Origin of the sequence: Nonomuraea sp. NPDC052116 (assembly GCF_040680035.1) — a bacterium.
Classification (GTDB): domain Bacteria; phylum Actinomycetota; class Actinomycetes; order Streptosporangiales; family Streptosporangiaceae; genus Nonomuraea; species Nonomuraea angiospora_A.
Window position 1 is genome coordinate 58,944 of sequence record NZ_JBFAWA010000009.1, and the last position, 21,794, is coordinate 80,737.

Annotated in this window: 25 protein-coding genes and 2 tRNA genes; 15 read left to right on the forward strand and 12 right to left on the reverse strand. The window is 71.3% G+C overall.

Annotation, left to right across the window (positions count from 1 at the left end; translation table 11 throughout):
- Positions 1-243: 243 nt before the first annotated feature.
- Entirely contained in the window at positions 244-1,053 is an 810-nt protein-coding gene (locus tag AB0L65_RS18840) for a phosphatase PAP2 family protein (RefSeq protein ID WP_364246802.1), read from the forward strand.
- 48 nt (positions 1,054-1,101) lie between these two features.
- Here AB0L65_RS18840 and AB0L65_RS18845 read toward each other — a convergent pair.
- A tRNA-Pro gene (locus AB0L65_RS18845) sits at positions 1,102-1,178 on the reverse strand.
- Positions 1,179-1,273: 95 nt separating this feature from the next.
- Here AB0L65_RS18845 and AB0L65_RS18850 point away from each other — a divergent pair.
- The 4 genes from AB0L65_RS18850 (at position 1,274) to AB0L65_RS18865 (ending at position 3,288) form a co-directional block, all read left to right on the forward strand.
- Complete coding sequence (locus AB0L65_RS18850; protein WP_364246805.1) at positions 1,274-1,699, forward strand: hypothetical protein; 426 nt, start codon at positions 1,274-1,276, stop codon at positions 1,697-1,699.
- Positions 1,700-1,769: 70 nt separating this feature from the next.
- Positions 1,770-2,315 carry a hypothetical protein gene (locus tag AB0L65_RS18855; RefSeq protein ID WP_364246807.1) on the forward strand — a complete coding sequence of 182 codons (546 nt, stop codon included), beginning with the start codon at positions 1,770-1,772 and terminating at the stop codon, positions 2,313-2,315.
- A gap of 9 nt (positions 2,316-2,324) precedes the next feature.
- The gene (locus AB0L65_RS18860) at positions 2,325-3,086 is read left to right on the forward strand and encodes a hypothetical protein (RefSeq protein ID WP_364246809.1); all 762 of its coding nucleotides are present in this window, start codon (positions 2,325-2,327) and stop codon (positions 3,084-3,086) included.
- Between the two features lie 4 nt (positions 3,087-3,090).
- Positions 3,091-3,288, forward strand: a complete 198-nt coding sequence (locus AB0L65_RS18865) for a hypothetical protein (protein WP_185073178.1) — start codon at positions 3,091-3,093, stop codon at positions 3,286-3,288.
- A gap of 85 nt (positions 3,289-3,373) precedes the next feature.
- Here the strand turns inward: AB0L65_RS18865 and AB0L65_RS18870 are convergent, their stop codons facing one another.
- Together AB0L65_RS18870 and AB0L65_RS18875 are read right to left on the reverse strand one after the other, a co-directional pair.
- Positions 3,374-3,787 (reverse strand): ATP-binding protein, encoded by a 414-nt coding sequence (locus AB0L65_RS18870; protein WP_350726518.1) that lies wholly within the window; start codon positions 3,785-3,787, stop codon positions 3,374-3,376.
- 15 nt (positions 3,788-3,802) lie between these two features.
- Positions 3,803-4,573, reverse strand: a complete 771-nt coding sequence (locus AB0L65_RS18875; RefSeq protein WP_350726519.1) for a SigB/SigF/SigG family RNA polymerase sigma factor — start codon at positions 4,571-4,573, stop codon at positions 3,803-3,805.
- 174 nt (positions 4,574-4,747) lie between these two features.
- Between AB0L65_RS18875 and AB0L65_RS18880 the strand changes: the two genes are divergently transcribed.
- Positions 4,748-5,104: an STAS domain-containing protein gene (locus AB0L65_RS18880; protein ID WP_350726908.1), complete on the forward strand. Its 357-nt coding sequence runs from the start codon at positions 4,748-4,750 to the stop codon at positions 5,102-5,104.
- Between the two features lie 34 nt (positions 5,105-5,138).
- On the opposite strand, the gene AB0L65_RS18885 is transcribed toward AB0L65_RS18880, so the two are convergent.
- The gene (locus AB0L65_RS18885; protein ID WP_364246812.1) at positions 5,139-5,840 is read right to left on the reverse strand and encodes a GAF and ANTAR domain-containing protein; all 702 of its coding nucleotides are present in this window, start codon (positions 5,838-5,840) and stop codon (positions 5,139-5,141) included.
- Positions 5,841-5,919: 79 nt separating this feature from the next.
- On the opposite strand from AB0L65_RS18885, the gene AB0L65_RS18890 reads away from it, so the two are divergent.
- Both AB0L65_RS18890 and AB0L65_RS18895 read left to right on the forward strand, forming a co-directional pair.
- The gene (locus tag AB0L65_RS18890) at positions 5,920-7,746 is read left to right on the forward strand and encodes a SpoIIE family protein phosphatase (RefSeq protein WP_364247457.1); all 1,827 of its coding nucleotides are present in this window, start codon (positions 5,920-5,922) and stop codon (positions 7,744-7,746) included.
- Between the two features lie 126 nt (positions 7,747-7,872).
- Positions 7,873-8,976, forward strand: coding sequence for a glycosyltransferase (locus AB0L65_RS18895; protein ID WP_364246814.1), 1,104 nt, complete (start codon positions 7,873-7,875; stop codon positions 8,974-8,976).
- Positions 8,977-9,068: 92 nt separating this feature from the next.
- Here the strand turns inward: AB0L65_RS18895 and AB0L65_RS18900 are convergent, their stop codons facing one another.
- Positions 9,069-10,121, reverse strand: a complete 1,053-nt coding sequence (locus tag AB0L65_RS18900; RefSeq protein ID WP_364246817.1) for a helix-turn-helix domain-containing protein — start codon at positions 10,119-10,121, stop codon at positions 9,069-9,071.
- A gap of 75 nt (positions 10,122-10,196) precedes the next feature.
- Here AB0L65_RS18900 and AB0L65_RS18905 point away from each other — a divergent pair, with 75 nt between their 5' ends.
- From AB0L65_RS18905 to AB0L65_RS18920, 4 genes are all read left to right on the forward strand, one after another.
- Positions 10,197-11,114: a proline dehydrogenase family protein gene (locus AB0L65_RS18905; protein ID WP_350726527.1), complete on the forward strand. Its 918-nt coding sequence runs from the start codon at positions 10,197-10,199 to the stop codon at positions 11,112-11,114.
- Positions 11,114-12,739, forward strand: a complete 1,626-nt coding sequence (pruA, locus tag AB0L65_RS18910; protein ID WP_364246820.1) for an L-glutamate gamma-semialdehyde dehydrogenase — start codon at positions 11,114-11,116, stop codon at positions 12,737-12,739. The genes AB0L65_RS18905 and pruA overlap by 1 nt, the downstream gene beginning before the upstream one ends.
- Before the next feature lie 114 nt (positions 12,740-12,853).
- A complete protein-coding gene (locus AB0L65_RS18915) occupies positions 12,854-13,816 on the forward strand; it encodes a GlxA family transcriptional regulator (protein WP_364246822.1) in 963 nt (320 codons plus the stop codon).
- A 3-nt stretch (positions 13,817-13,819) separates the two neighbouring features.
- Complete coding sequence (locus AB0L65_RS18920) at positions 13,820-14,443, forward strand: DJ-1/PfpI family protein (RefSeq protein ID WP_364246825.1); 624 nt, start codon at positions 13,820-13,822, stop codon at positions 14,441-14,443.
- 4 nt (positions 14,444-14,447) lie between these two features.
- On the opposite strand, the gene AB0L65_RS18925 is transcribed toward AB0L65_RS18920, so the two are convergent.
- Both AB0L65_RS18925 and AB0L65_RS18930 read right to left on the reverse strand, forming a co-directional pair.
- Complete coding sequence (locus AB0L65_RS18925) at positions 14,448-14,681, reverse strand: hypothetical protein (RefSeq protein WP_364246828.1); 234 nt, start codon at positions 14,679-14,681, stop codon at positions 14,448-14,450.
- 23 nt (positions 14,682-14,704) lie between these two features.
- A complete protein-coding gene (locus tag AB0L65_RS18930; protein ID WP_364246831.1) occupies positions 14,705-15,352 on the reverse strand; it encodes a helix-turn-helix domain-containing protein in 648 nt (215 codons plus the stop codon).
- A 91-nt stretch (positions 15,353-15,443) separates the two neighbouring features.
- Here AB0L65_RS18930 and AB0L65_RS18935 point away from each other — a divergent pair, with 91 nt between their 5' ends.
- Together AB0L65_RS18935 and AB0L65_RS18940 are read left to right on the forward strand one after the other, a co-directional pair.
- Positions 15,444-16,664, forward strand: a complete 1,221-nt coding sequence (locus tag AB0L65_RS18935) for an MFS transporter (protein ID WP_364246834.1) — start codon at positions 15,444-15,446, stop codon at positions 16,662-16,664.
- A gap of 56 nt (positions 16,665-16,720) precedes the next feature.
- A complete protein-coding gene (locus tag AB0L65_RS18940; RefSeq protein WP_350726540.1) occupies positions 16,721-17,527 on the forward strand; it encodes a serine/threonine-protein kinase in 807 nt (268 codons plus the stop codon).
- A 6-nt stretch (positions 17,528-17,533) separates the two neighbouring features.
- On the opposite strand, the gene AB0L65_RS18945 is transcribed toward AB0L65_RS18940, so the two are convergent.
- On the reverse strand, positions 17,534-18,082 hold the full coding sequence (locus AB0L65_RS18945) for a hypothetical protein (RefSeq protein WP_364246837.1): 549 nt from the start codon (positions 18,080-18,082) through the stop codon (positions 17,534-17,536).
- 575 nt (positions 18,083-18,657) lie between these two features.
- Here AB0L65_RS18945 and AB0L65_RS18950 point away from each other — a divergent pair.
- Positions 18,658-18,731 (forward strand) — tRNA-Pro (locus AB0L65_RS18950).
- A 63-nt stretch (positions 18,732-18,794) separates the two neighbouring features.
- Here AB0L65_RS18950 and AB0L65_RS18955 read toward each other — a convergent pair.
- From AB0L65_RS18955 to AB0L65_RS18970, 4 genes are all read right to left on the reverse strand, one after another.
- Positions 18,795-19,706 (reverse strand): hypothetical protein, encoded by a 912-nt coding sequence (locus tag AB0L65_RS18955; protein WP_364246840.1) that lies wholly within the window; start codon positions 19,704-19,706, stop codon positions 18,795-18,797.
- Positions 19,703-20,092 (reverse strand): hypothetical protein, encoded by a 390-nt coding sequence (locus AB0L65_RS18960; protein WP_364246843.1) that lies wholly within the window; start codon positions 20,090-20,092, stop codon positions 19,703-19,705. Before AB0L65_RS18960 ends, AB0L65_RS18955 begins: the two co-directional genes overlap by 4 nt.
- A 190-nt stretch (positions 20,093-20,282) precedes the next feature.
- Positions 20,283-20,846 carry a hypothetical protein gene (locus AB0L65_RS18965; protein WP_364246846.1) on the reverse strand — a complete coding sequence of 188 codons (564 nt, stop codon included), beginning with the start codon at positions 20,844-20,846 and terminating at the stop codon, positions 20,283-20,285.
- 35 nt (positions 20,847-20,881) lie between these two features.
- Positions 20,882-21,733, reverse strand: a complete 852-nt coding sequence (locus AB0L65_RS18970) for a DUF72 domain-containing protein (protein WP_364246849.1) — start codon at positions 21,731-21,733, stop codon at positions 20,882-20,884.
- Positions 21,734-21,794: the final 61 nt, after the last annotated feature.

Below are 21,794 nucleotides of genomic sequence, written 5' to 3' on the forward strand. Positions count from 1 at the left end.
ACCTGCAGCGGCCCTAGGGCGGTCACTCCACGGGTCCGGCCGGGAAGAAGTCGAAGCCCAGCCTGAGCGCGCTGATCGGCATGGCGAGCACCGGAGCTCACGACGACCCTCCACCGGAGTCAGAGAATCACGCAAGATTACCGGCGCGGTGAAGCCGCCGGAAGTTGTTGAGGAGGAGGAAGTGGCCGAGGTGGTCGTTCTGTAACACGTTCCATGCCGGGGCGGTGAGTTAGGGTGACTCGCGTGAGCCCGCGTGAGGTGGCCGCCGGCCGATTATCGCGCCTGGTGGCGCGCGCCCGCTCGGTCGCACTCGCCGGGAGAGTGAGCGGACGCCCGGCCCCGCTGGTCGAAGTGGCCGGCCTGCTGCTCGTGATCCTGCTCTTCGCACGGCTTCACGCCGCCGCCGGGAACGACACGGCGGCCGCCACCGCCAACGCTCTGGCCCTGCAGTCCATGGAACGGGCCCTCCACCTGGACATCGCGCTGAGGGCGAACCAGTGGCTGACCGAGCATCCCGCCCTCATCCAGCCGGCGGTGTACTACTACCGCCTGTACTACCTCGTGGTCATCGGCGTGCTGGTGTGGGTCTTCGTCCGGCACGCCGCCGTCTACGCCAAGGTCCGCTGGACCCTCGTCGCGATGCTCGTCCTCGTGCTGCCCGTCTACTGGGCGGTGCCCATGTCGCCCCCACGGTTCGCCCTGCCAGGCGTCGTCGACATCATCGCCGAGCACGACCTCCTGGGCGGCCACGCCTCACGCGAGATCGGGAACGGCCAGAACCTGACGGCGATGCCGAGCATGCACGTGGGATGGTCGTTGTGGTGCGCGTACGCCGTGTGGTCCGCGCTGCGGGCCTCCCACCCAGGGCCGGCGTTGCTGGCGTGGATCTTTCCGCTGGGTATGGTCGCCGTCGTGCTCACCACGGGCAACCACTACGTGCTCGACATCGCCGGGAGCGTCGTGCTGCTGATCGTCTCCATCGCGGTCGTATCGGCATGGGGCCGCCTGGCCGAGCGCCGGCGGACAGCCGCGACGGACGCCGCTCAACCATGAGAAAGGGTGTCACCCTGACGAGTGACACCCTCATCGACCAGCGAAATCTGGTCGGGACGACAGGATTTGAACCTGCGACCCCTTGACCCCCAGTCAAGTGCGCTACCAAGCTGCGCTACGTCCCGGTCGTGTCGGCCGCTCCCTGCGGAGCGGGACGTCATAACCTTAGCGCACATCGGAGGTGCACGCGTACACGGAGAGCTGGGGCGGAGGGGGCCGAGTGGGGCGGAAACCGACCATCGATCGGCGGGAGCTGGCCAGGTTGGCGGCCGAGGGGATGAACGTGCAGGAGCTGGCCGCGCACTTCGGGGTCAGCGAGTCCGGGGTGCTGCAGGCCAAGCGGGCCGCCGGGCTGGCCAAGCCGATGCTCGACCACAGCCGGGCCGTGCCGTGGAAGCTGGCCCGCGAGCACTCCCAGTCCGGGCCCGCCACCAATCTGCGCAATCTGTCGGCGGCCGCGCAGGGGAAGCCGCCCGCGGCCGAGCGGCTGAACACGGCTCTGCGGTGGGCTCAGCGGCTCGTCGACGCGGGGCTCGACGTGCGGTACGACGCGGCCGAAGGGTTCAGCGAGATCCCCGCCGCACCAACGGGCTCACATGTCGCAACCGTGCTGGCCGCGGCCAGGGAGGCGCTGGAAGCCCGCTGAGGCGGGGAGTTTCGACCCACCTGTTCGAGGGCAGTCGCTGGTCTCAAGACAGAGACCGGAGGCGAACAACATGACCACCTTAATCTGGGTGGCCGTCGTCGCGGTCGTGGTGGTGGCGCTCGTCGCAGTGGGCTACGCCGTGCTGCAGCAGAGGCGCCGCGACCATCTCCGCGAACGTTTCGGACCGGAGTACGAACGCATAGTCGCCGAGCACGACACCCGCCGCGACGCCGAGCAGGAGCTGCTCGACCGGGAGCGCCGGCATGCGGAGCTCGGCATCCATCCCCTGACGGAAGAGTCGCGCGACACCTACGCGAACCAGTGGACCGAGGTGCAGGAGCGCTTCGTCGACGCGCCCGGGTTCGCGGTGACCGAGGCCGATCAGCTGGTCACCGCGGTCATGGCGGAACGGGGTTACCCGACGGAGGACTTCGAGGCGCGCCTGTCCACGCTGTCGGTGGGGCACGGGAAGACCCTCGACCACTACCGGACGGCCCACGAGATCAGCGGGCGCGCGGCCAGGAAGGAGGCTTCCACGGAGGACCTGCGGCAGGCCATGGTGCACTATCGCGCGCTGTTCGAGGAACTGCTGCAGGAGACCACACGAGGACGGTGAACGAGGATCATGAGCACCCCCAGCACCCCCAGGAGCGGCAGCGGGGAGGAGCGCGCTCAGCGCGATGAGCACCTCCAAGCCGACGAGCTCCCCGATGAGAACCCCGGCGAGCGCGCCGATGAGTACGCGGACGATCGCAAGCTCGCCGACGACGGCTCGGACGACGTCCGTGTCGCGGGCGATGACCGTGTTCCGGGCGACGTTCCGGGCGACGTCCGTGTCGCGGGCGACGGCGAGCCGGAGAGGCACAGTCCGCGTGCCGGCGACGAGTACGCCGCCGCCGTGCCCGGCGCCGTGACGCCGCCCACAGCCGAGTACGACGCCGAGTACGACGACGGCACGTACCGCGACCCCTACGCCAGGACCGGCGGGGACACAACGGCCGGACCGGACACCAAGCCGGGCGAGATCCCGGCGCACGCCGCCCCCGAGGACGTCGTCCTGTTCGACCAGGACCCGGACCAGGTGCAGGCCCGCTGGCGCGACCTGCAGGCGTCGTTCGTCGACGACCCCGGCGAGGCCGTGCGGCGCGCCGACGGGCTGGTCGGCGAGGTCGTCGACGCCCTCACCAGCAGCCTCGCCACCCGTACGAACGGTCTGCGCGACCGCTGGAAGGACACCGAGGCCGCCGACACCGAGCAGATGCGCCTGGCGCTGCGCGACTACAGGAGCGTCCTGGAACGCCTGCTCGCTCTCTCCGGCCGACAAACCCAGCCCCAAACCCATATCCAGACGACCCGGACCCAGCTCCAGACCTGGGGAAAGAGGTGACGACATGCTCGCGGTAGTCGCAGCGATCATCTTCGGACTGGGGTTCCTGCTCGACCTGGTCGGCGCCCGGATCCCCGGCGGGTTCTCCGGCATGACGTTCGTCCTGCTCGGCCTGACACTGCTGGCCCTGCATCAGGCAGGGGTCGGCACGGCCGGAATCCGTACCGGTTACAGCAACTGGCGTGGCCGGGCGCGCAGGTAGGAGCCGGCCAAGGGCCCAGCCGGTCAAAGGCCCCAGCCGGTGAGGCCCAGAAAAGCGGGAGGTCGCCGAGGACGGCGGCCTCCCGTCACTCCTTGCCGGGGAAGCGCATGATGACGGTGCTGCCGCCGTTCCCGACCCGCAAGGTCAGGTCCGCCGACACCAGGCGGGCCACCCACAGCCCCATCCCGCCCACCGCGCCCGGTCTGGGCCCGGGTTTCCAGGCGCCCCCGTCGTGCACCTCCACGATGAGGTCGCCGTTCACCGTCCAGGTACGCATGGAGGCCCGGTCGGCCCCGTGGGTGACGGCGTTGGTGGCGACCTCGTTGACCGCGATGACGAAGTCCTCGATGACGTCCTCGTGCATGCCGGCGTCGCGGGCCTCGTCCTCAGCGAACTGCCGGACCTGCGGCAGGTCCGGCAGTCGGAAGCGGAGCTCCTTCACGGGCGCGCCGGGCGGCGGGCTCGTGTAGCCCGACTGAGGCTCTCCGTCCTCGTTCACCCGGCGACCTTCTTCTCAGCCGACCAGCTCGGAGCGCAGCTGGTCGAGAACCTTGCGGAGGATACGTGAGACGTGCATCTGGGAGATCCCGAACTCGGCGGCGATCTCGGCCTGCGTCATGTTGCCGAAGAACCGCAGCAGCAGGATGTGCTTCTCGCGGGAGGGCAGCGCGTCGATGAGCGGCTTGACGGCCTCCCGGTCGACCATGGTGCTCAGCGTGTCGTCGTCCTCGGGGATGACGTCGCCGAGGGAGGCGGCGTCGTCGTCGGTGCCGAGCGGCGCGTCGAGCGACAGGGTGCTGTAGGCGGCGGAGGCGTCGAGGGTCAGCAGGACGTCCTCCTCGGTGATGTTCATCTTGGCGGCCAGTTCGGCCACGGTGGGCGACCTGCCGAGGTCCTGGCTGAGGTCGGCGACCAGGCGGTTGAGCTCCGAGCGGCGCTCCTGGTAGAGCCGCGGCACCCGGATGGCCCAGGTGCGGTCGCGGAAGTGGCGCTTGACCTCGCCGGTCATCGTGACGACCGCGTAGCCCCGGAACGCGTGGCCGAGGGTCGGGTCGAAGCCGTTGACGGCTTTCATCAGGCCGACGTACGCGGCCTGGAGGAGATCCTCCAAAGGCTCGCCGCGGTAGCGGTAGCGCCGGGCGATCTCCATGGCGAGCGGCCGGTGCATCTCGACGATGCGCTCTCGCAGTCGCTCTCTGTGACTGTCGGGGGTCTCTTCCCTGACCATTTCGGCCAGGAGCTCTTCCGCTGTCATCTCCTCGAGGACGTATTCCTGCACAGCCATCGCTGCTCCTCATATGGGTCGCAGGCGCCCTCCACCAGCAAAAAAGCCCAGGCAGAGGCACGCCTCGCTCAACTCTCGAGACGAAAGCCCGCTGCTGGACTCCGCATCAAGTGTCCCCCGTATCGCGGGAAGTATTCCTCCCTCCTGTGGTGACAGTAGGGTTGCTCCGTGACAATGCCGGATAACGGTGAGGGCCCTGTGGCGGCCCTGACCCTGACGTCGTCGACGGTGGACGAGATCACCGTGATCAAGGTCGACGGCGTCCTCGATGCCACGACCCGCGAGCAGTTCGCCGACTACCTGTCCCTGGCGGGGTCGGACCTGATTCTTGACCTGGCCGGGGTCACGTTCATGGACTCTCGCGCGCTCGGGCTGATCGTCCACCACTGGCAGACGAGCCTGGCGTCGGGCGCCAGGTTCGCGCTCATCGGGGTCGAATACTCCAAGTCCAAGGTGATGTGGATCACCGGGCTGGCGCAGCGGCTGCCCCTCTACGACACGCTCGACGACGCGCTGGCGGCCATCGGCTGAGGGCGGGGGCAGGGCGGCGGCAGGGCCGCGGAGGTCAGCGCCTCGACTTGCGCTGGTGCTCGTCGACCAGAAGCCTGGCGAGGTCGGCCACCTTGACCTGGTGGTGCTGGGAGATCTTGCGCAGTTCCTCGAACGCGGCCTCGGCGGTGCATCCGCTGGTCTGCATGATGATGCCCTTGGCCTGGTCGATCACCGCCCGTCCGGCGAGGGCCTCCTGGAGCTGCGCGGCGTCCGTACGCACCTCCTCGAACTCCCACATGTTGGCCATGGCCACCCCGACCTGCTCGGTCAGCATGTCGGCCAGCGAGTGGGCGCTCTGGGGGGAGAACGCCCCGGGGCGTACCGAATAGAGGCCGACCAGCAGCAGGGCGGGCGCCACGTCGATGGGGACGACCAGCACGGAACGCACGCCCCAGCGGCTGGCCAGCGCGTCGTAGCGGGGCCAGCGGGGCTCGTTGAGCACGTCGGCCACGCCGGCGCGGCCGCCGCTCTGCCGGGCCTCGACGGACGGGCCCTCGCCGAGCGCGCGTTCGCCCTCGACGAGCATGATCAGCTCGCTGTGGGAGCCGGACACCAGCACCCGGTGGTCACGCCAGTGCTCGGCCGAGGCTCCCGAGCAGCCCGGTACGCCGGCGGCCAGCGCCGTGGTGAGGTCGCGCAGCACGCGTTCCGTGGAGGTGTCCTCGCCCAGCCGGCCCAGTGCGGCGAGGTCGCGGGCGAGACCGGGGGTGATCATCGCAGTTGATTTCATAGCAGCAAGCCCCTACCCGATATGGCCTCCCATATCCCTTGTGACGTAGCGTCAGAGGGTGACCATGCCGGACCTCGAACAAGCGCTGGACGCGCTGGCCGGACGCGTGTCGTCGCTTCGCGAGGCGCGGACCGCCTATCCCGCCGACCTCGCGCCCACGCTCGACGCCGCCCTCGCCGAGCTCGACACCGCAGCCGAGCTGCTGGCCGAGGCCCGCGAGGCGCTGCAGAAGGCGCCCAAGCGGGCGGGCGGCAAGAAGGACGGCGCGCAGCGGGAGCTGAAGCTGCTGCGCCAGGTGTTCCGGGCCTTTCCGGTGCCGGTCATCGTGCTGGACAGCGGCGGCGTGGTCAGGCGGATCAACCCCGAGACCTCGCAGATGCTCGGCAGCCCCGACGGCTACCTCGTGGGCCGGTCGTTCCCGCTGCTGGTGGACGTGTCGCGGCGGGCGGCGTTCCGGTCACATCTGACGGCGGTGCTGCAGACGGGCCAGCCGTCGGCGTTCGAGACGCGGCTGGCGCATCAGGGGCGCACGCACACCGTCCAGCTGGCGCTGACCAGGATGACCATGCCGGGCGAGCCGCAGCAGATGGTGGCGGCGGTGGCGCTGCCGACCGAGGTGCAGCTGTCCGAGCCGGGCGCTGGGCGGCCCGAGCAGTCCGACGGGGCGCTGCTGCTGGCGGCGGCCAAGCGGCAGGACCTGCTGGTCAAGATGGCCAATCTGCTGCTCGATGAGGAGGCGCTGCTGCGCCCGGTCGCGCTGCCGAGGGCGACGCGGCTGCTGGCGGCCGAGTGGGCCGACTGGGTGATCGCGGACATGGTGCGCGGCGGGGTGCCGCGCCGCTCGGTCGTGGTGGCGCCGAAAAACCATCCACTGGGCGATCTGGTCCGCCAAGTGGAATCCGCGGATCCGGCGGGCAGCCAGGTCGTGATGCAGGTGCTGGAGCGCGGCTCCGGCGTGGTGCAGGAGATGCTGGACGACGACGGCCTGCTCGGGTTCTGCGCGGACGGGCCGCTGCTGACGGCGATGGGCGCGGGCTCGATGCTGTGCGTGCCGATCGGCTCCGGAGACGGCGTGCTCACGCTGGTGCGCGCGCACGACCGGCGTCCGTTCGCGCTGGCCGACCTGGCCGTCATGCAGGAGGTGGGGCTGCAGCTCGGGCTGGCGGTACGGGCCCAGACCAGCTTCCAGACCCGGTCGCGGGCGGCGGACGCGCTGTCGGCGAGCGTGGCCCCCCGCAAGCTGCCCGACGTGCCCGGCTACGAGGCGGCGGCCGTCTACCATCCCGGGGCGTCGGTGGGCGCCGAGTTCTACGACGTGTTCCCGGTGTCCTGCGGGTGGGGGTTCGCGCTGGGCGGCGCCGTCGGCAAGGGCGAGGAGGCCGCGTCGGTCAGCGCGATGGTACGCGGCGGCCTGCGCGTGCTCGGCGTCTGGGAGTCCGACCCCGACCTGGTGATGCGCAAGGTCAACGAGGCCCTGGTCGCTCAGGGCACCGGCATGTTCGTGATGGCCGTGGCGGGCTTCGTGAAAGGGCGCGAGATCAGGCTGTCGTCGGCCGGGCACCATCCCGCCGCGCTGCTGCAGGCCGACGGCGGCGTGCGCTTCGCCGCGGGCGGCGGCGTGCCGCTGGGCCTCGCGCCGGAGGCGGAGACCGCCGTGGAGCGGCTGACGGTGGCCGCGGGCGAGACGCTGGTGCTGTATTCGGAGGGGCTGATCTCCTCCAGGAGCGACCAGGGGGAGCCGTACGGCGAGGAGCGGCTGGCCGACGTGCTCGGCCGGTGCGCGGGGCAGTCGCCGTCCACCGTGGTCAAGGCGCTGGAGGCCGACAGGCACGCGTTCTCGGGCGGTCAGGTGTGGGACGAGATCGTGATCGTCGCGCTCCGGGGCGTCTGACCTGCGAAGTCAAGATGTCTGTTTTTGGGGGGTTTCCGAGCGAGTCAAACCTGGGTATGGTCAGAAGCGTAGACATGTGCCTAAGACGCAGGCGCACCTTTCAGTCTTTCTTCGCTGAGGTGTGCCATGAATATCGCGATCGTAGCTTCCGCCGAGAGCAACCGGCGTGACCGCATCCTTTCCGTCGCCCGTGAGCTCGGCCGCGAACATCACGTCACCGTCTACTCCCGTCGTGACAGCATTGAGGGCAAGCCCAAGACGCGGGTGGCCCCGGGGGTCACGTTGGAGCAGATCGACGTGGGCCCGGCTCAGGAGTTGTCGGCCCACGACATCGTGCCGTACCTGAACGACGTCGGCGAGCACCTGATGCGGCGGTGGAGCCAGGACAGGCCCGACGTGATCCACGCGCATTCGTGGACCGGTGGGCTGGTCGCGGTGGCGGGCGCCAACGGGCTGGGGGTGCCGGTCACGCAGACGTTCCACACGGTCGACGCCATGCACAAGGAGCTGGAGCTGGCCCTCGGCCGCCGGGCCAGCGCGGTCATCGCGGGCTCCGGGGACGAGGAGTCGGCGCTGATACGGCTGGGCGTGCCGCGCAACCACATCGCCGTCGTCCCGTACGGCGTCGACACCGAGCGCTTCCAGCGCCGCGGCGCGGTGGCCACGAAGGGCACGCGCAAGCGGCTCCTGCACGTCGGGCCGCTGACGGTGGATCGCGGCGCGGACACCATCGTGCGGGCGCTGCCGGGGCTCGGCGACGTCGAACTGGTCATCGCGGGCGGCCCCGAGCCCGAGGACCTCGACACCGACCAGGACGCCCGCCGGCTGCGCGCGCTGGCCGAGCAGCTCGAGGTCGCCGACCAGGTGACGCTGCTGGGCCAGGTCAAGCGGTCCACCGTGCCGAAGCTCATGCGCAGCGCGGACGCCGTGGTGTCGGTGCCGCGCGAGGCCGTGACGGGCATCGTCGCGCTGGAGGCGATGGCCTGCGGCGTACCGGTGATCGCCTCGGCCGTCGGCGCCCACCTGGACTCCGTCATCGACGGCGTCACCGGGCTGCTGGTGCCTCCGGACCGGCCCGCGCGCACCGCGCGGCTGGCCCGCGAGCTGCTGTGGGACCCCACCCTGCGGACCGCGCTGGGCTACGCCGGCGCCGACCGGGCGCGCTCGCGCTACTCCTGGGAGCGGGTGAGCCAGGAACTGGTACGGGTGTACGAGGCGGCCTGCGCCTGAAGCACCGAAACCCCGGCAGGCGGCAGCAGCCGCCTGCCGGCACCATGACCCGGCACCATGACCCGGCACCATGACCCGGCACCATGACATGGTCAGGATCCGCAGAGCCGGGCGGCCTTGAGCCCCAGGTGCACGGCCAGGCGGTCGTCGCCGTCCGAAAGATCCCGGTGGGTGAGGCGCTCGGCCTTGCCCAGCCGGTAGTAGAGCGTCTGGCGGTGGATGCCGAGCTCGGCGGCCGTCTTCTGGGCGTGGCCGCCGTGGTCGAGGTAGGCCTCCACGGTCTCGGCCAGCTCGCCGTCCAGGACCGCGGTCTCGGCCGCCAGCTCGCGCAGGTCCGCCTGGCCGAGCCTGGCCAGCAGGCGGTGCACGCCCAGGTCCTCCCAGCGGGCGACGGGCGCGTACCGGGGGAAGTGCTCGGCGACGCGCAGGGCGTGGCGGGCCTCGCGCCAGCTCAGCCAGGCGTCGGCCGGGTCCGCCCGGGGCGCGCCGATGCCGGCGGCGGTGCCGTACGCGCTCTGCAGGGTCTGCGCCACCTCGCCCGCGAGGTGGGCGGGGGCGAGCAGGGCGACGGGCGAGCCGGGGCGGGCCAGGACGCCGCGCGGCAGCGTCCAGAGGGCGGCGAGGCGCTCGGCCGACTCGCGTACGGCGATCGCCGCGACGGGGCCCGGCACCTCGATGGCCGCGCCCGCCCGCTCGGACGGGTCGGCAGAGAAGAGGGAGAGCAGGCCGCGGCCGAGGTCCTGCCGGCTCCTGGCCTCCTGGGCGAGGGCGGCGGCGGCCCTGGCCACCAGCGGCGCGACGGGTTCGAGCGCGGTGAGCGAGCCCGAGTCGAGCAGCCAGAGATAGCCGTAGGCGACCTCGCCGTGGCGCAGCGGCCAGCACACCCTGGCCAGGACCCCGAGCTCGGCGTCGGCGGGGATCCGGATCGGGCCGGGGGCCTTGGCGATGCCGTAGCGCTCGAAGTAGTCGCGCACCTCTCCGGTGGCGCGCCGGCGCAGGATCGACTCCTGGCGGACCGTGTCGATGTCGCCGTGCTGCGCCCCGTACGCCAGCAGCCGGAACGAGCGGTCCTCCAGCGTCGCGGACGCCCCCAGCCGGGCGGCGATCTCGTCGACGATCTCTTGCAGGTCTGCCGTGTTGTGCATTTGTATGACAGCCTGCCACATCGGCCGTTACGCACGTCGATGGCCCCCGCTGAGCTGCGTTTTTAGACTTGAGGCATGCTGGGTCAAGTGCTCCTCGCCGCGTCCGGGAGCGGCGTCGTACGTCGTGCCGTGTCGGCCTTCCCGCTCACCAGGAAGGTGGTCGATCGGTTCGTCGCGGGCGAGAGCGTCCAGGAGGCCCGCGACGCCATCGAGCGCCTGCGCGACATGAAACTCGCCGTCACCGTCGACCACCTCGGCGAGGAGACGCGCGACGCGCGGGCCGCCGAGGCCACCGCGGACGCCTACCTCACGCTGCTCGACGCCGTCAGGCCGCTCGACCTCGGCGTCCGGGGCGAGGTGTCGGTGAAGCTGTCGGCCGTGGGGCAGCGGCTCGACGACGCGATGGCGCTGGAACACGCCCGCGAGATCTGCGCCGCGGCGGCGCGCAACGGCTCGACCGTCACGCTCGACATGGAGGATCACACCACCGTCGACTCGACGCTGACCATCCTGCGCAAGCTGCGCGAGGACTACCCGTCGACCGGTGTGGCGATCCAGGCCTACCTGTTCCGCAGCGAGGCCGACTGCCGCGACCTGTCCGCCGAGGGCTCCCGGGTGCGCCTGGTCAAGGGCGCCTACCGCGAGCCCGCCTCCGTCGCCCACCAGGGCCGCGGCGCCGTGGACAAGGCGTACGTGCGATGCCTGCGGATCCTCATGGCGGGGAAGGGGTACCCCATGGTGGCGACGCACGACGATCGCATGATCGCGATCACGGAGGTGCTCGCCGACCGGTTCGGGCGGACGATCGGCGACCACGAGTTCCAGATGCTCTACGGAATCCGGACCGACCTGCAGGAGTCCCTGGCCGGGGCCGGCCACACGGTCCGCGTCTACGTCCCCTACGGCGACGACTGGTACGGCTACTTCATGCGCCGCCTCGCGGAGCGCCCCGCCAACGTCGCCTTCTTCCTTCGCGCCCTTGGGGGTAAGTAATGGATGCCATCAGCAACGTCCCCGTTCCTGCCAACGAGCGCATCTACGGGTACGCGCCGGGCAGCGCCGAGCGGTCGGCGCTGGAGGACCGCATCAAGGACCTGGCCGGGTCGTCGATCGACCTGACCATGACGATCGACGGCGAGCAGCGCCTCGGCGCGGGCGCTCCCATCGACGTGGTGCAACCGCACAACCACGCTGCCGTCCTGGGCCGTACCAACGACGCTACGGCCCGGGACGTGCGGGACGCCGTTGACGCGGCGCTGCGGGCGGCGCCGGCGTGGCGGGCCCTGTCGTTCGACGAGCGGGCGGCGATCTTCCTCAAGGCCGCCGACCTGCTGGCCGGGCCGTGGCGGGCCACGCTCAACGCGGCGACCGTGCTGGGCCAGTCGAAGTCGGTACAGCAGGCGGAGATCGACTCGGCCTGCGAGCTGATCGACTTCCTGCGCTTCAACGTGGCCTACGCGCGCCAGCTCTACGCCGACCAGCCGATCTCGTCGCCCGGCGTGTGGAACCGGATGGAGTACCGGCCGCTCGAAGGCTTCGTGCTGGCGATCACGCCGTTCAACTTCACCGCCATCGCCGGAAATCTGCCGACTTCTGCGGCTTTGATGGGGAATGTCGTCGTCTGGAAGCCGTCGCCCACCCAGCAGTTCGCCGCGCACTTCACGATGCGGCTGCTGGAGGCCGCCGGGCTGCCTCCCGGCGTGATCAACATGGTCACCGGCAACGGCCAGGCCGTCTCCGAGGTGGCGCTCGCGCACCCGGCCCTGGCCGGGATCCACTTCACCGGCTCCACGGCGACGTTCCAGCACCTGTGGAGCACCATCGGTCAGAACATCGCCTCCTACCACGGCTACCCGCGCCTCGTCGGCGAGACCGGCGGCAAGGACTTCGTGCTGGCCCACCCGTCCGCCGACCCGGCCGTCCTCTCGACGGCGCTGGTCAGGGGCGCCTTCGAGTACCAGGGGCAGAAGTGCTCGGCGGCCTCGCGGGCGTACGTGCCGCGCTCGGTCTGGAACCGGATGCGCGACGACTTCGTGGCCACCGCCGAGTCGCTGACCGTGGGCGACGTGTCGGGCGACCTGTCGACGTTCATGGGCGGGGTCATCGACGCCCGGGCCTTCGCCAAGCACAAGGAGGCCATCGACCGGGCGCGGGCGGCCGCGAACATCGACGTCCTCACCGGCTCGTACGACGACAGCGTCGGCTACTTCGTCAAGCCGACCATCCTGGAGTCGGCCGACCCCACCGACGAGATCTTCGTCAAGGAGTACTTCGGGCCCATCCTGGGCGTGCACGTCTACGAGGACCGCGACTTCGACACGGTGCTCGACCAGATGGAGGGCATCGCCCCGTACGCGCTGACCGGCTCGATCATCGCCCAGGACCGCTACGCCATCGCGTCGGCGTCCGACCGGCTGCGCTTCGCGGCGGGCAACTTCTACGTCAACGACAAGCCGACGGGCGCGGTCGTGGGCCAGCAGCCGTTCGGCGGCGCCCGCGCCTCGGGCACCAACGACAAGGCGGGCTCGATCTTCAACCTGATCCGCTGGGTGAACGCCCGCACGATCAAGGAGACGTTCGTCCCGCCCACCGACCATCGTTATCCGCACATGGGCTGATTTTTCAGCCCATCAAGCCCATGAGCCCCCCGGTCCTGCCCCGGGGGGCTCATGGCGTAATGTGCAATATTTGTGTCGTTGACGCCTTGACAGGCCCGCCACCAGCATGAAGACATGCAGCGACGGGTTCTCATGGTGGTCTTCCCCGGCTTCCAGCTGCTCGACCTGGCCGGGCCGTCCGACGTGTTCGCGACGGCGGCGCTGCTGGCGCCCCAGGACGGATACCAGGTCGAGGTGGCGGCCGTGCGGGCCGGTCCCGTGCCCTCGGGGAACGGGATCGCCGTCACGGCCCGCGCCCTCGGCGAGGTCACCGGGCCCGTCGACACGCTGATGGTCGTGGGCGGGATGTCGGTCCCCGAGCAGCTGGGCGACCGGGAGCTCGTCGAGGCCGTCGCCCGGCTGGCCGCGGGCGCGCGGCGGGTCGCGTCCGTGTGCAACGGGGCGTTCCTGCTGGCCGAGGCCGGGCTGCTGGACCACCGGCGGGCCACCACGCACTGGCTCGCCGCCGGCGAGCTGGACGCCCGCTACGCGTGCGTCGAGGTGGACGCCGACCCCCTCTACATCGAGGACGGCAACGTCTGGACCTCGGCGGGCGTGCTGTCCGGCGTGGACCTCGCGCTCGCGCTGGTGGCCAGGGACCACGGCCACGCGCTCGCCCGCGACGTCGCCCGCGGCCTCGTGGTGTACCTCCACCGGCCGGGCGGGCAGAGCCAGTTCAGCACCCCGATGCGGGCCATGACGCCGCGCAGCGAGCCGCTGAGGGAGCTGCAGGCCTACATCGACGCGAACCCCGCCGCCGACCTGAGCGTCCCCGCGCTCGCCGGCCGGGTGGGGATGAGCGAGCGCCACTTCTCCCGCGTCTTCACCGAGCAGACCGGCCTGTCACCCGGCCGGTACGTCGAACGCAGCCGCGCCGAGGCCGCCAGGCGGCTCCTGGAGGTCACCGCCCACCCGCTGGACCGGGTGGCCAGGGAGTCGGGGCTCGGCACGCCGGAGACCCTCTACCGCGTCTTCCGCCGCCACTGGCGGATCTCACCCGGCGACCACCGTCGCAGGTTCCGATCGAAGGAGAAGTAAGCGATGCATGTGGCGATCCTGCTCTATCCCCGTTTCACCGCGCTCGACGCGGTCGGGCCGTACACGGTGCTGGCCTTCGCGCCCGGCTGGACGGTCACGTTCGTCGCGGCCGAGCCCGGGCCGGTCACCGACGACCGGGGCACGCTCACCCTCACCGCCACGGCCTCCTACGAGGACCTGCCCCACCCCGACGTGATCGTGGTGCCGGGCGGCCCGGGGACGTTCGACGTCATGTCCGACGAGGCGCTGCTGGGCTGGCTGCGGGAGGCCCACGAGCACAGCCGGTGGACGACCTCGGTGTGCAGCGGCTCGTTCGTCCTGGCGGCCGCGGGGCTGCTGGAGGGGCTGACGGCGACCAGCCACTGGGCCCTGCTCGACATGCTGCCGCAGTACGGGGCCGAGCCGGTGAGCGAGCGCGTCGTCACCCAGGGCCGGATCGTGACCGCGGCGGGGGTGTCGGCGGGGATCGACATGGCGCTGACGCTGCTGGCGCAGGCCACCGACGAGACCACGGCGCAGTCGGTGCAGCTCGTGATCGAGTACGACCCGCATCCGCCGTTCGACGCCGGGTCGCCCAGGACGGCGCCGGAGGGCCTGACCGAACTGGCGCTCAAGCTCATCAGCTGACCCGCTACGACTGCACGGCCAGCTTCACCGGCGCCACGCCGTGGGTCGCCCAGTGGACCGCGATCTTCCGCACCACGGCCCGGGAGAGGTATGTCTCCTCGCCGTCCTCGATCCACAGCCGTTCGCCGGCCTTGTCGAGGATCACGTGGCCGAGGACGCATCCCGTGCCCTCGGAGTACTGATACCGGGCCTGGCCGGCGTCCTCGCCGACCTTCTCGATGAGAGCGTAGAGCGCCACGGCGGCCAGTGTACTGGTCCGCCTCAGGGCCGCCCGGGCTGTGGGCGGTCCTGAGGCGTGCCCTCCTCCGCCGGCCCCTGACCGGCTCTCACCGGCAGCACGTCGAAGTGGATGACCACGCGTCCCGTCGACGGATCGCGGGAGTCCGGCGACGCGATCTCCCTGCGGTCCGACAGCGCGCGATACCGCTCCAGCACCTCGAACACCTCGTCCCGCAGCGCCGCGCTCTCCTCCGGCGTGAGCCGCAGCGACCGCCGCCCGTAGCCGCTCGCGCGCACCCACTCCTCGGGCGCCCGCGCCTCCTCCTCGCGCCACCGGGCCAGCTCCGCGCCGCGCTGGCGCACCAGGTCGTCCAGCAGGAACTCCATCGCGCTGGCCGTCTCGGGGTCGGAGCCCGGCTCCCCGAAGGTGAACCCGCCGGGCGTGATGCGCCAGTACTTCTCCTTGCCGCGCCCCATCCCCGGCACGACCTCGATCATGCCGTGCCCGGCCAGCTCCCTCAGGTGGTAGCTCGTGGCGCCGGTGTTCTGCCCGAGCAGGGCGGCGAGCTTGGTGGCCGTGGAGGGGCCGTGCTCGTCCAGCAGCTCGTAGATCCGCAGCCGCAGCGGGTGGGCGAACGACTTCAGGGCGTTCGCGTCGAGCGTGCGGGCGGAGAAGCTCTTGCTCTGCATGCTATGCAAGCCTATCTTTGCAAAGAAAACTATGCACACTTTCCCTTACACACTATCGGAGTGAGCCGTGGGGCGTTCGTTCGGATTTCTCTTGTCCTCCACCGCGCTGTCGAACCTGGCCGACGGCGTGCTGAAGGTCGGGGCGCCGCTGCTGGCCGTGTCGATGACCCGTTCGCCCACGCTGGTGTCGCTGGCGGGGGCGGCCGCGACGGTGCCGTGGCTGCTCCTCGCGCTGCACGCCGGGGCCCTCGCCGACCGGCTCGACCGCCGCCGCATCATGGTCGTGGCCAACGTCGCCCGGGCCGCGATCCTCTCCCTCGCCGGGCTCGCGGCCCTGCTCGGCCTGCTCGACCTGTGGGTGCTGCTGGCGGCCGTGCTCCTGGCCGGGGTGGCCGAGGTCTTCGCCGACGTCTCGGCGCAGTCGATCCTGCCCATGACCGTGCCTCAGGGCCACCTGACCAGGGCGAACGGCCGTGTCTCCACCGCCCAGATGATCGGCAACGACTTCGTCGGGGCCCCGCTGGCGGGCCTGCTCGTCGTGACCCTCCCCGCCGTCGTCTTCGGCGCCCCGGCCCTCCTGTACGGCGCCGCGGGCCTGCTGTTGCTGGGCATGCGCGGCACGTACCGGATGGACGTCCCTCGCGCGCAGGGGCGGCGGCCGCTGCGGCGGGACATCGGCGAGGCGCTGCGGTACCTGTGGTCCCACCGGGTGCTGCGCAGCCTGGCCATCACGGCCGGGCTGCTCAACCTCGCCAACGCCGCCTACTTCGCCGTCTTCGTGCTGTGGGCCGTCGGCGACGGGTCGCGGATCGGGCTGGAGCCGGGCGAGTACGGCCTGATGACGACCGCGTTCGCCGTCGGGGCGCTCCCGGGGTCCCTGCTGTCGGGGTGGGTCGCGGGGCGCTTCGGGGAGTTCCGCGCGCTCGTGGGGTGCTGGCTGACGACCAGCCTCCTGCTCATCGTGCCGGTGGTCGTGCCCTCCCCGTGGACGCTCTACCCGACGGCGGTGCTGTGGGGCGTGGTGGGCGCGGCGGGCAACGTCCTGGTGATCTCGGCGCGGCAGCGGCTGATCCCGGCCGAATTGCTCGGAAGGGTCAATTCGGCATACCGCCTCGTCGGCATGGGCGGGATGCCGCTCGGGGCGGCTCTGGGAGGCGTCGTGGCCGAGTTCGCGGGGCTTGGCGCCGTCCTCGTGGGCGCCACTGGAGTATGTTTGGGGGGTGTCGGACTGGTGTGGCGCGCGTTGTCTGATCGAATTTCTAGGCCGTTGACCAGCGCACCCGCACTTTCCGACATATCAGGATCACGTTAGGCACCCTACGGCCTGTGCTGAAGTGACATGATTATCCCCGAGCAAGAGGGGATGGTATGCGGGAGATCGGCGGACGGTACCTCCTGAACGAGGAGGCCGGTCGTGGGGGTATGGGTGTCGTCTGGCGTGCGTTCGATCAGCTCCTCCACCGTACGGTGGCACTGAAGGAGCTGACCTTGGCCGGTGAGGCCGAGATGGTGCGCCGCCGGGTGCTGCGTGAGGCCAGGATGGCTGCCGGGCTGACGCACCCTAACATCGTCACGGTCCACGACCTGATCGAAGAGGGCGGCAAGCTCTGGATCGTGATGGAATACCTGGACGGGCTCTCGTTGCACCAGCTGCTCTCCCAGGTGGGCACCTTACCGGCCCAGTCGGTCGCCGCGATCGGGCAGCATCTGCTCGCCGCGCTACGGACCGCCCACCAGGCCGGAGTGCTGCATCGCGACGTGAAGCCCGCCAATGTGATGCTGACCGGCGACCGGGTGGTGCTGACCGACTTCGGCATAGCGACCGCCGAGGGCGACATCCGGATGACCAGGTCACGGCGGTTGCGGGGCACTCCGGCGTTCATGGCGCCCGAGCGGCTGCACGGGGGGCCGGCCAGCAAGGAGGCCGACATGTGGTCCTTCGGCGCCACCCTCTACAGCGCCGTCGAGGGCCAGCCACCCTACCCGGGCCAGGACGCGGCCACGGTGCTCGGCATGGCCCGCAGCGGCCCGTACCCACCGCCCCGGCGCGCCGGGGTGATGCGGCCGCTCATCGAGGGCCTGCTCCACCACGACCCGGTACGGCGCTACACGCCTGACCAGACGGCGGGCCTGCTGGCCGGCATGCGCGCCAGCTCGTTTCAGGCCGCCATCTGACCTGGATCATGGTCCCCTGCCGGGTCGCCTGCCCGGCAGAATCTCCAGGCGGATGTCGTCGTTCTCCGGCAGGACGTACGTACGGCCTCCGCCGTCCCGCCAGCCCTGCTCGCTCACCGGCGGCACGAGGTAGTACCGGTCGTCGCGGACGAGCAGGAGCCGCATTCCCGTGTAGGAGCGCCGGTATTTCCCGCTGCTGTATTTCTGGTGCTCGACGCCCGAAGGGTTGATTGACAGGTCGTCCTTCGGCCAGATCACCACCTGGGTCCGTTCGGGCAGATCGCGCACGGCCTGCTCGGCCGTCCTCGTACCCCGGCCGTTGGCGTACAGAGACGCGGCCCAGAGCAGCGAGAATATGGCCACGGCCACGCTGAAGGCGAAGGCGATCCTGCTGGACCTCCGGCCCGGCGACGGCCAGGTCAGCAACAGCAGGCCGAGGGCCGACAACGCGAGCAGCTGGTACGTGCCCGTCTGCCACCACCGGTTGAGGACGGCGACGGCGCAGACGAGCCCGGCGAGCGCGAGAACCCCTCCCACGACCCTGACGTCCGGCACGATCGGAACCCGGCTCCGCAGGCGCGTCCCGGTCTCTCGCAGCCGTCGCGGCAGGAACCTGCGGGGCGGAGGTGGTGGGCTGCGGCGACGGCTCCGGTGACGCCTCGGGCGGGGGCACGGGGGACGGCTCAGGATCCGAGCGTGTGGTCGTGGGCTGCGGGACCGTAATGGTGTAGGACGGGGTGTCGGGCGGTGCGATCAAGGAGCACGGCAACGGCGCCTCACCACTGCCGGTCGGACACGGCCTCCGCCTGGATTGCGTCGGTCGGAGAGTGCGCGTGCCGTGCTTCGCCGAGTTGTCCGGCGCCCTCGACCCTGACCTGGACGCGATCGGCGTCGTCGACGCTGGCGGGTTCACCTCCGCGTCGCCGCACGCGCAGACCGATCCCAGCAGGAACGCGGTGACGATGATCTCGGCCACCGAACTCCGCGGACATTCCGCCGGGTCCTCCTCGCGCGCGACGCCGTCACGGGAATCATCACCGCGCGCGAGCGGGGCGTTACAGCGTTACCGCCCATGATCCCGCACCTCGGAGTGTGCGCTATGGTTGTGACGTTCCGCCCCACGGGGCGGCCGGGACGTAGCGCAGCTTGGTAGCGCACTTGACTGGGGGTCAAGGGGTCGCAGGTTCAAATCCTGTCGTCCCGACGGTTGGGCAAGGCCCGTCATCCGGAAGGTTGCGGGCCTTTCGCATGCTCCCGCCCGCCCGGGTCAGTCCTCGTTCTCCGTGGCGAAGCGCATGCCCGGTGGGGCGATGCCGCGCCACAGGTATGTCGTGACCTCCCGGCCCGCGGCGGGTTCGCCGGCCGCGTCCGCGGGAGCGGGCCAGCCGAGTCCGCGGTAGACGCGGCGCCGGTGCAGGTCGAAGACGGACTGCATGAGCAGCCCGTACGCGCGGGCCTTGGCGAGCACGGCGCCGTAGTAGACGGCGGGGCAGCCGATGAGGGCGACCAGCGGGGCCCACCGGTTCCAGGGTGTCCAGACGGCGAAGAGCAGGCACCACAGCCACAGCCGGACGGCGTCGTCGAGGCCCTTGCGCGCCAGCGTGAGCTCCGCCTGGGTCTCCTTGTCCAGCGAGAGCCACAGGTGGGGCCAGCACAGGACGGGGTCGAGGCCGTACCGGACGCGGGGACGGTTCTCGGCGGCGCGCAGGATGTTGCCCAGGCGGGTGGGCATGGTGGACGAGTCCTCCGCCGGGAGGTCGAAGAGCTGCTGCTCGGCGACCGCGCGCAGGCGCTCGTCCTCGGGGTCCGCCTCGCCGTGGAACGCCTTGGCGGTCAGCTCCCGCAGGTTCTTCTCGATGCGCTCGCGGCGGCGTACGGTCTGCTCCCGCAGCGGAGCCGCGAGGAGCTCGGGCCAGTAGCCTTCCAGCAGGCGGAGTACGGGCAGCGTCAGGTGTTCGGCGAGGACCGCCGAGGCCGCGACGAGCATGAGCACGGCGGCGAGCAGGAGCAGCTGCAGCACCGTCGGGAGGGTGGCCAGGCCGGCGGCCCAGGTGCTGCCGTAGCCGGAGGTCCACAGGGCGAGCAGGCCGCCGGCCCAGAAGGCGAAGGCGGGGGTCAGCACGCGGGGGGCGAGCTGTTCGACGAGGCTGGTGCCGAGGCTCTGGCCGATCGGGTTCACGGGCTCGTCCCGCCCTCGTGGTCGCGGACCAGGGGAGCGCCGTCGTTGGGGCAGGTGGGAACGGGTTTGGCCAGGTCGAGGTGGAACCATTCGTAGCCGTCCTGCGGGCAGACGTACCTGGGCGGCATCGGCGCGCGGCCGAGGCCCGGGGGCGGTTGCACGCCGAGGCCGCTCTCGCTGCCGACCAGCTCGGCGGCGCGCTCGCGAAGGGATGGGTGGCGGCGCAGGAAGCCTAGGAACTCCTCCTCGACCGGCTCGCCGCCGCGTCCGCGTTCGATCAGGGCGGACAGCTCCTCGGCCGTGGCGGCGACTTCGCGGGGGGCCAGCAGCGTGGGCAGTTCGGCGAGCAGGCGGTCGGCGAGTTCGATCGTGGCGGCGTCCCCCATGGAGCCCTCCTCCCCTCAGCGTCCGATGCAGCAGCGGGCCGGTCGGGTGGTCTCCTGCTGCCGTGCAAGGCCCCCGCTGAACGTCGAGCGCATCCATCGTTGCGCGGCGCGCGGGGCGGCGGCGGGCGACAGGCCGTCGCGGCGACGATTTTCGTAAAAGGCGACCATGGGGAGAAGGGAGCGGCTGGGGTCAGCGTTCCGGTGGGCGTCCGCCCACGGCGTGGAGCGCGTCGATGTACCCGCCGCCGACGTCGAACCGCGTGATGTCCGCCGTCCTGGTCGTGGAGCGCGTACGCACCCAGTCCGCCGCCGGGCCGATCTCCTGGAGACGCAGCCGTTTCCCCCGGTCGATCCCTCGGGCGCGGCCGATGTAGCAGACGTGCGGGTCGACTCTCTCGACGTGCACGGCCATGAGGGGGAACGCCGTGGTCAGCGTTTGGATCAAGCCCTTGGTGTAGTCCAGGTCGGCGCCTGCCGGCAGCCGGGGGCGTTCCCCGCGCAGCACCAGGGCTCGATGGGCCACCATCGCGCCCTTCCAGCCGGAACGGGTGGCATGGGCGATGTCGCGCAGCCGCACGGCCGAGTAGCCGTCCAGCCGGTACGCGTCGGAGATGGTGTGCAGAAGCACCCATTTGCGGCCGATGCCCACCACATACGCGTCGAGCCGGTCGGCGCCGTCGATGTCACGGCTGACTCGCACCGGCTTGCCGGAATCTCTCGCCCTCGTCAGGGCCTCGAGGATCTTCTTCGCCATGAGCAGAGATCGTCCCATTCTGGATGCCTGGACAGCTAGAAGAGGGTCAGCGGGTCTGCGGGCTCGGGGTCGGGGAGCGGGGTCAGGCCGGGGAGGCGGGCGCGTACCGCCTCGTGGAAGTCGCGGGCCAGCTTCGGAGCGTCGGCGTTGTCCGGCGTGTGCACGAAGAACGTGGGGGAGCGGCCCTCCCGCAGCCAGTCGGTGACGACGTCCAGCCACGGCCCCCAGCCCTCGACGGTGCGGGCCTCGGCGTCCCGGCCCAGGTAGCGGACGATCGGGTGGCCGGTGAGGGCGCGCGTGCGGCGGGGCACGCGGGGCTTCTTGGTCCACGCGTCGCGCTCGGCGTCGCTGGTCGGCGGGCTCTGGAAGAGCGTCGTGGTGTCGAACGGGACCCACTCGGCGTCCGCGGCCGCCAGGACGCGCTCCAGGAGCCGTCCGGATCGCTCGTCCTCGAAGAAGGCGCGGTGGCGGACCTCGACGGCGTACCGGTGGGAGCGGGGGAGCCGGTGCAGGAAGGCCGCGAGCGTGCCGAGGTCGGTGGGGGAGAAGGAGCCGGGCAGCTGGATCCAGAGCGCGTGGGCTCGCGGGCCCAGCGGCTCGATGGCGTCCAGGAAGGCGTGGAGGTGCTCGTCGGCGCCGATCAGGCGGTGCTCGTGGGTGATGGGCTTGGGGAGCTTGACGACCATGCGGAAGTCGGGGGCGGTCTGGCCGGCCCACGACTCCACCGTGGCGCGCGTGGGGGTCGCGTAGAAGGTCGTGTTGCCCTCCACCGCGTCGCACCAGGTCGCGTACGAGCGCAGCCGCTCCCTGGGCGGGAGGTGGCCGGGGAGGAATCGACCTTGCCAGCGCGCATGAGTCCACATCGCGCATCCCACGTGAAGCCGCATGCTCTCGACGGTATCGGAGATCCGTTGAGACGCTGTCATGGTCATCGACGGGCGAAAGGAA

Bases quoted from the DNA above. Each gene is read 5' to 3' on its own strand.
- AB0L65_RS18965 (WP_364246846.1), bottom strand. From the start codon at position 20,846: ATGGCGAAGAAGATCCTCGAGGCCCTGACGAGGGCGAGAGATTCCGGC.
- AB0L65_RS18920 (WP_364246825.1), top strand. From the start codon at position 13,820: ATGCATGTGGCGATCCTGCTCTATCCCCGTTTCACCGCGCTCGACGCG.
- AB0L65_RS18940 (WP_350726540.1), top strand. From the start codon at position 16,721: ATGCGGGAGATCGGCGGACGGTACCTCCTGAACGAGGAGGCCGGTCGT.
- AB0L65_RS18905 (WP_350726527.1), top strand. From the start codon at position 10,197: ATGCTGGGTCAAGTGCTCCTCGCCGCGTCCGGGAGCGGCGTCGTACGT.
- AB0L65_RS18880 (WP_350726908.1), top strand. From the start codon at position 4,748: ATGCCGGATAACGGTGAGGGCCCTGTGGCGGCCCTGACCCTGACGTCG.
- AB0L65_RS18960 (WP_364246843.1), bottom strand. From the start codon at position 20,092: ATGGGGGACGCCGCCACGATCGAACTCGCCGACCGCCTGCTCGCCGAA.
- AB0L65_RS18885 (WP_364246812.1), bottom strand. From the start codon at position 5,840: ATGATCACCCCCGGTCTCGCCCGCGACCTCGCCGCACTGGGCCGGCTG.
- AB0L65_RS18860 (WP_364246809.1), top strand. From the start codon at position 2,325: ATGAGCACCCCCAGCACCCCCAGGAGCGGCAGCGGGGAGGAGCGCGCT.
- pruA (WP_364246820.1), top strand. From the start codon at position 11,114: ATGGATGCCATCAGCAACGTCCCCGTTCCTGCCAACGAGCGCATCTAC.
- AB0L65_RS18875 (WP_350726519.1), bottom strand. From the start codon at position 4,573: ATGGCTGTGCAGGAATACGTCCTCGAGGAGATGACAGCGGAAGAGCTC.
- AB0L65_RS18855 (WP_364246807.1), top strand. From the start codon at position 1,770: ATGACCACCTTAATCTGGGTGGCCGTCGTCGCGGTCGTGGTGGTGGCG.
- AB0L65_RS18865 (WP_185073178.1), top strand. From the start codon at position 3,091: ATGCTCGCGGTAGTCGCAGCGATCATCTTCGGACTGGGGTTCCTGCTC.
- AB0L65_RS18895 (WP_364246814.1), top strand. From the start codon at position 7,873: ATGAATATCGCGATCGTAGCTTCCGCCGAGAGCAACCGGCGTGACCGC.
- AB0L65_RS18890 (WP_364247457.1), top strand. From the start codon at position 5,920: ATGCCGGACCTCGAACAAGCGCTGGACGCGCTGGCCGGACGCGTGTCG.
- AB0L65_RS18900 (WP_364246817.1), bottom strand. From the start codon at position 10,121: ATGCACAACACGGCAGACCTGCAAGAGATCGTCGACGAGATCGCCGCC.
- AB0L65_RS18915 (WP_364246822.1), top strand. From the start codon at position 12,854: ATGCAGCGACGGGTTCTCATGGTGGTCTTCCCCGGCTTCCAGCTGCTC.
- AB0L65_RS18970 (WP_364246849.1), bottom strand. From the start codon at position 21,733: ATGCGGCTTCACGTGGGATGCGCGATGTGGACTCATGCGCGCTGGCAA.
- AB0L65_RS18930 (WP_364246831.1), bottom strand. From the start codon at position 15,352: ATGCAGAGCAAGAGCTTCTCCGCCCGCACGCTCGACGCGAACGCCCTG.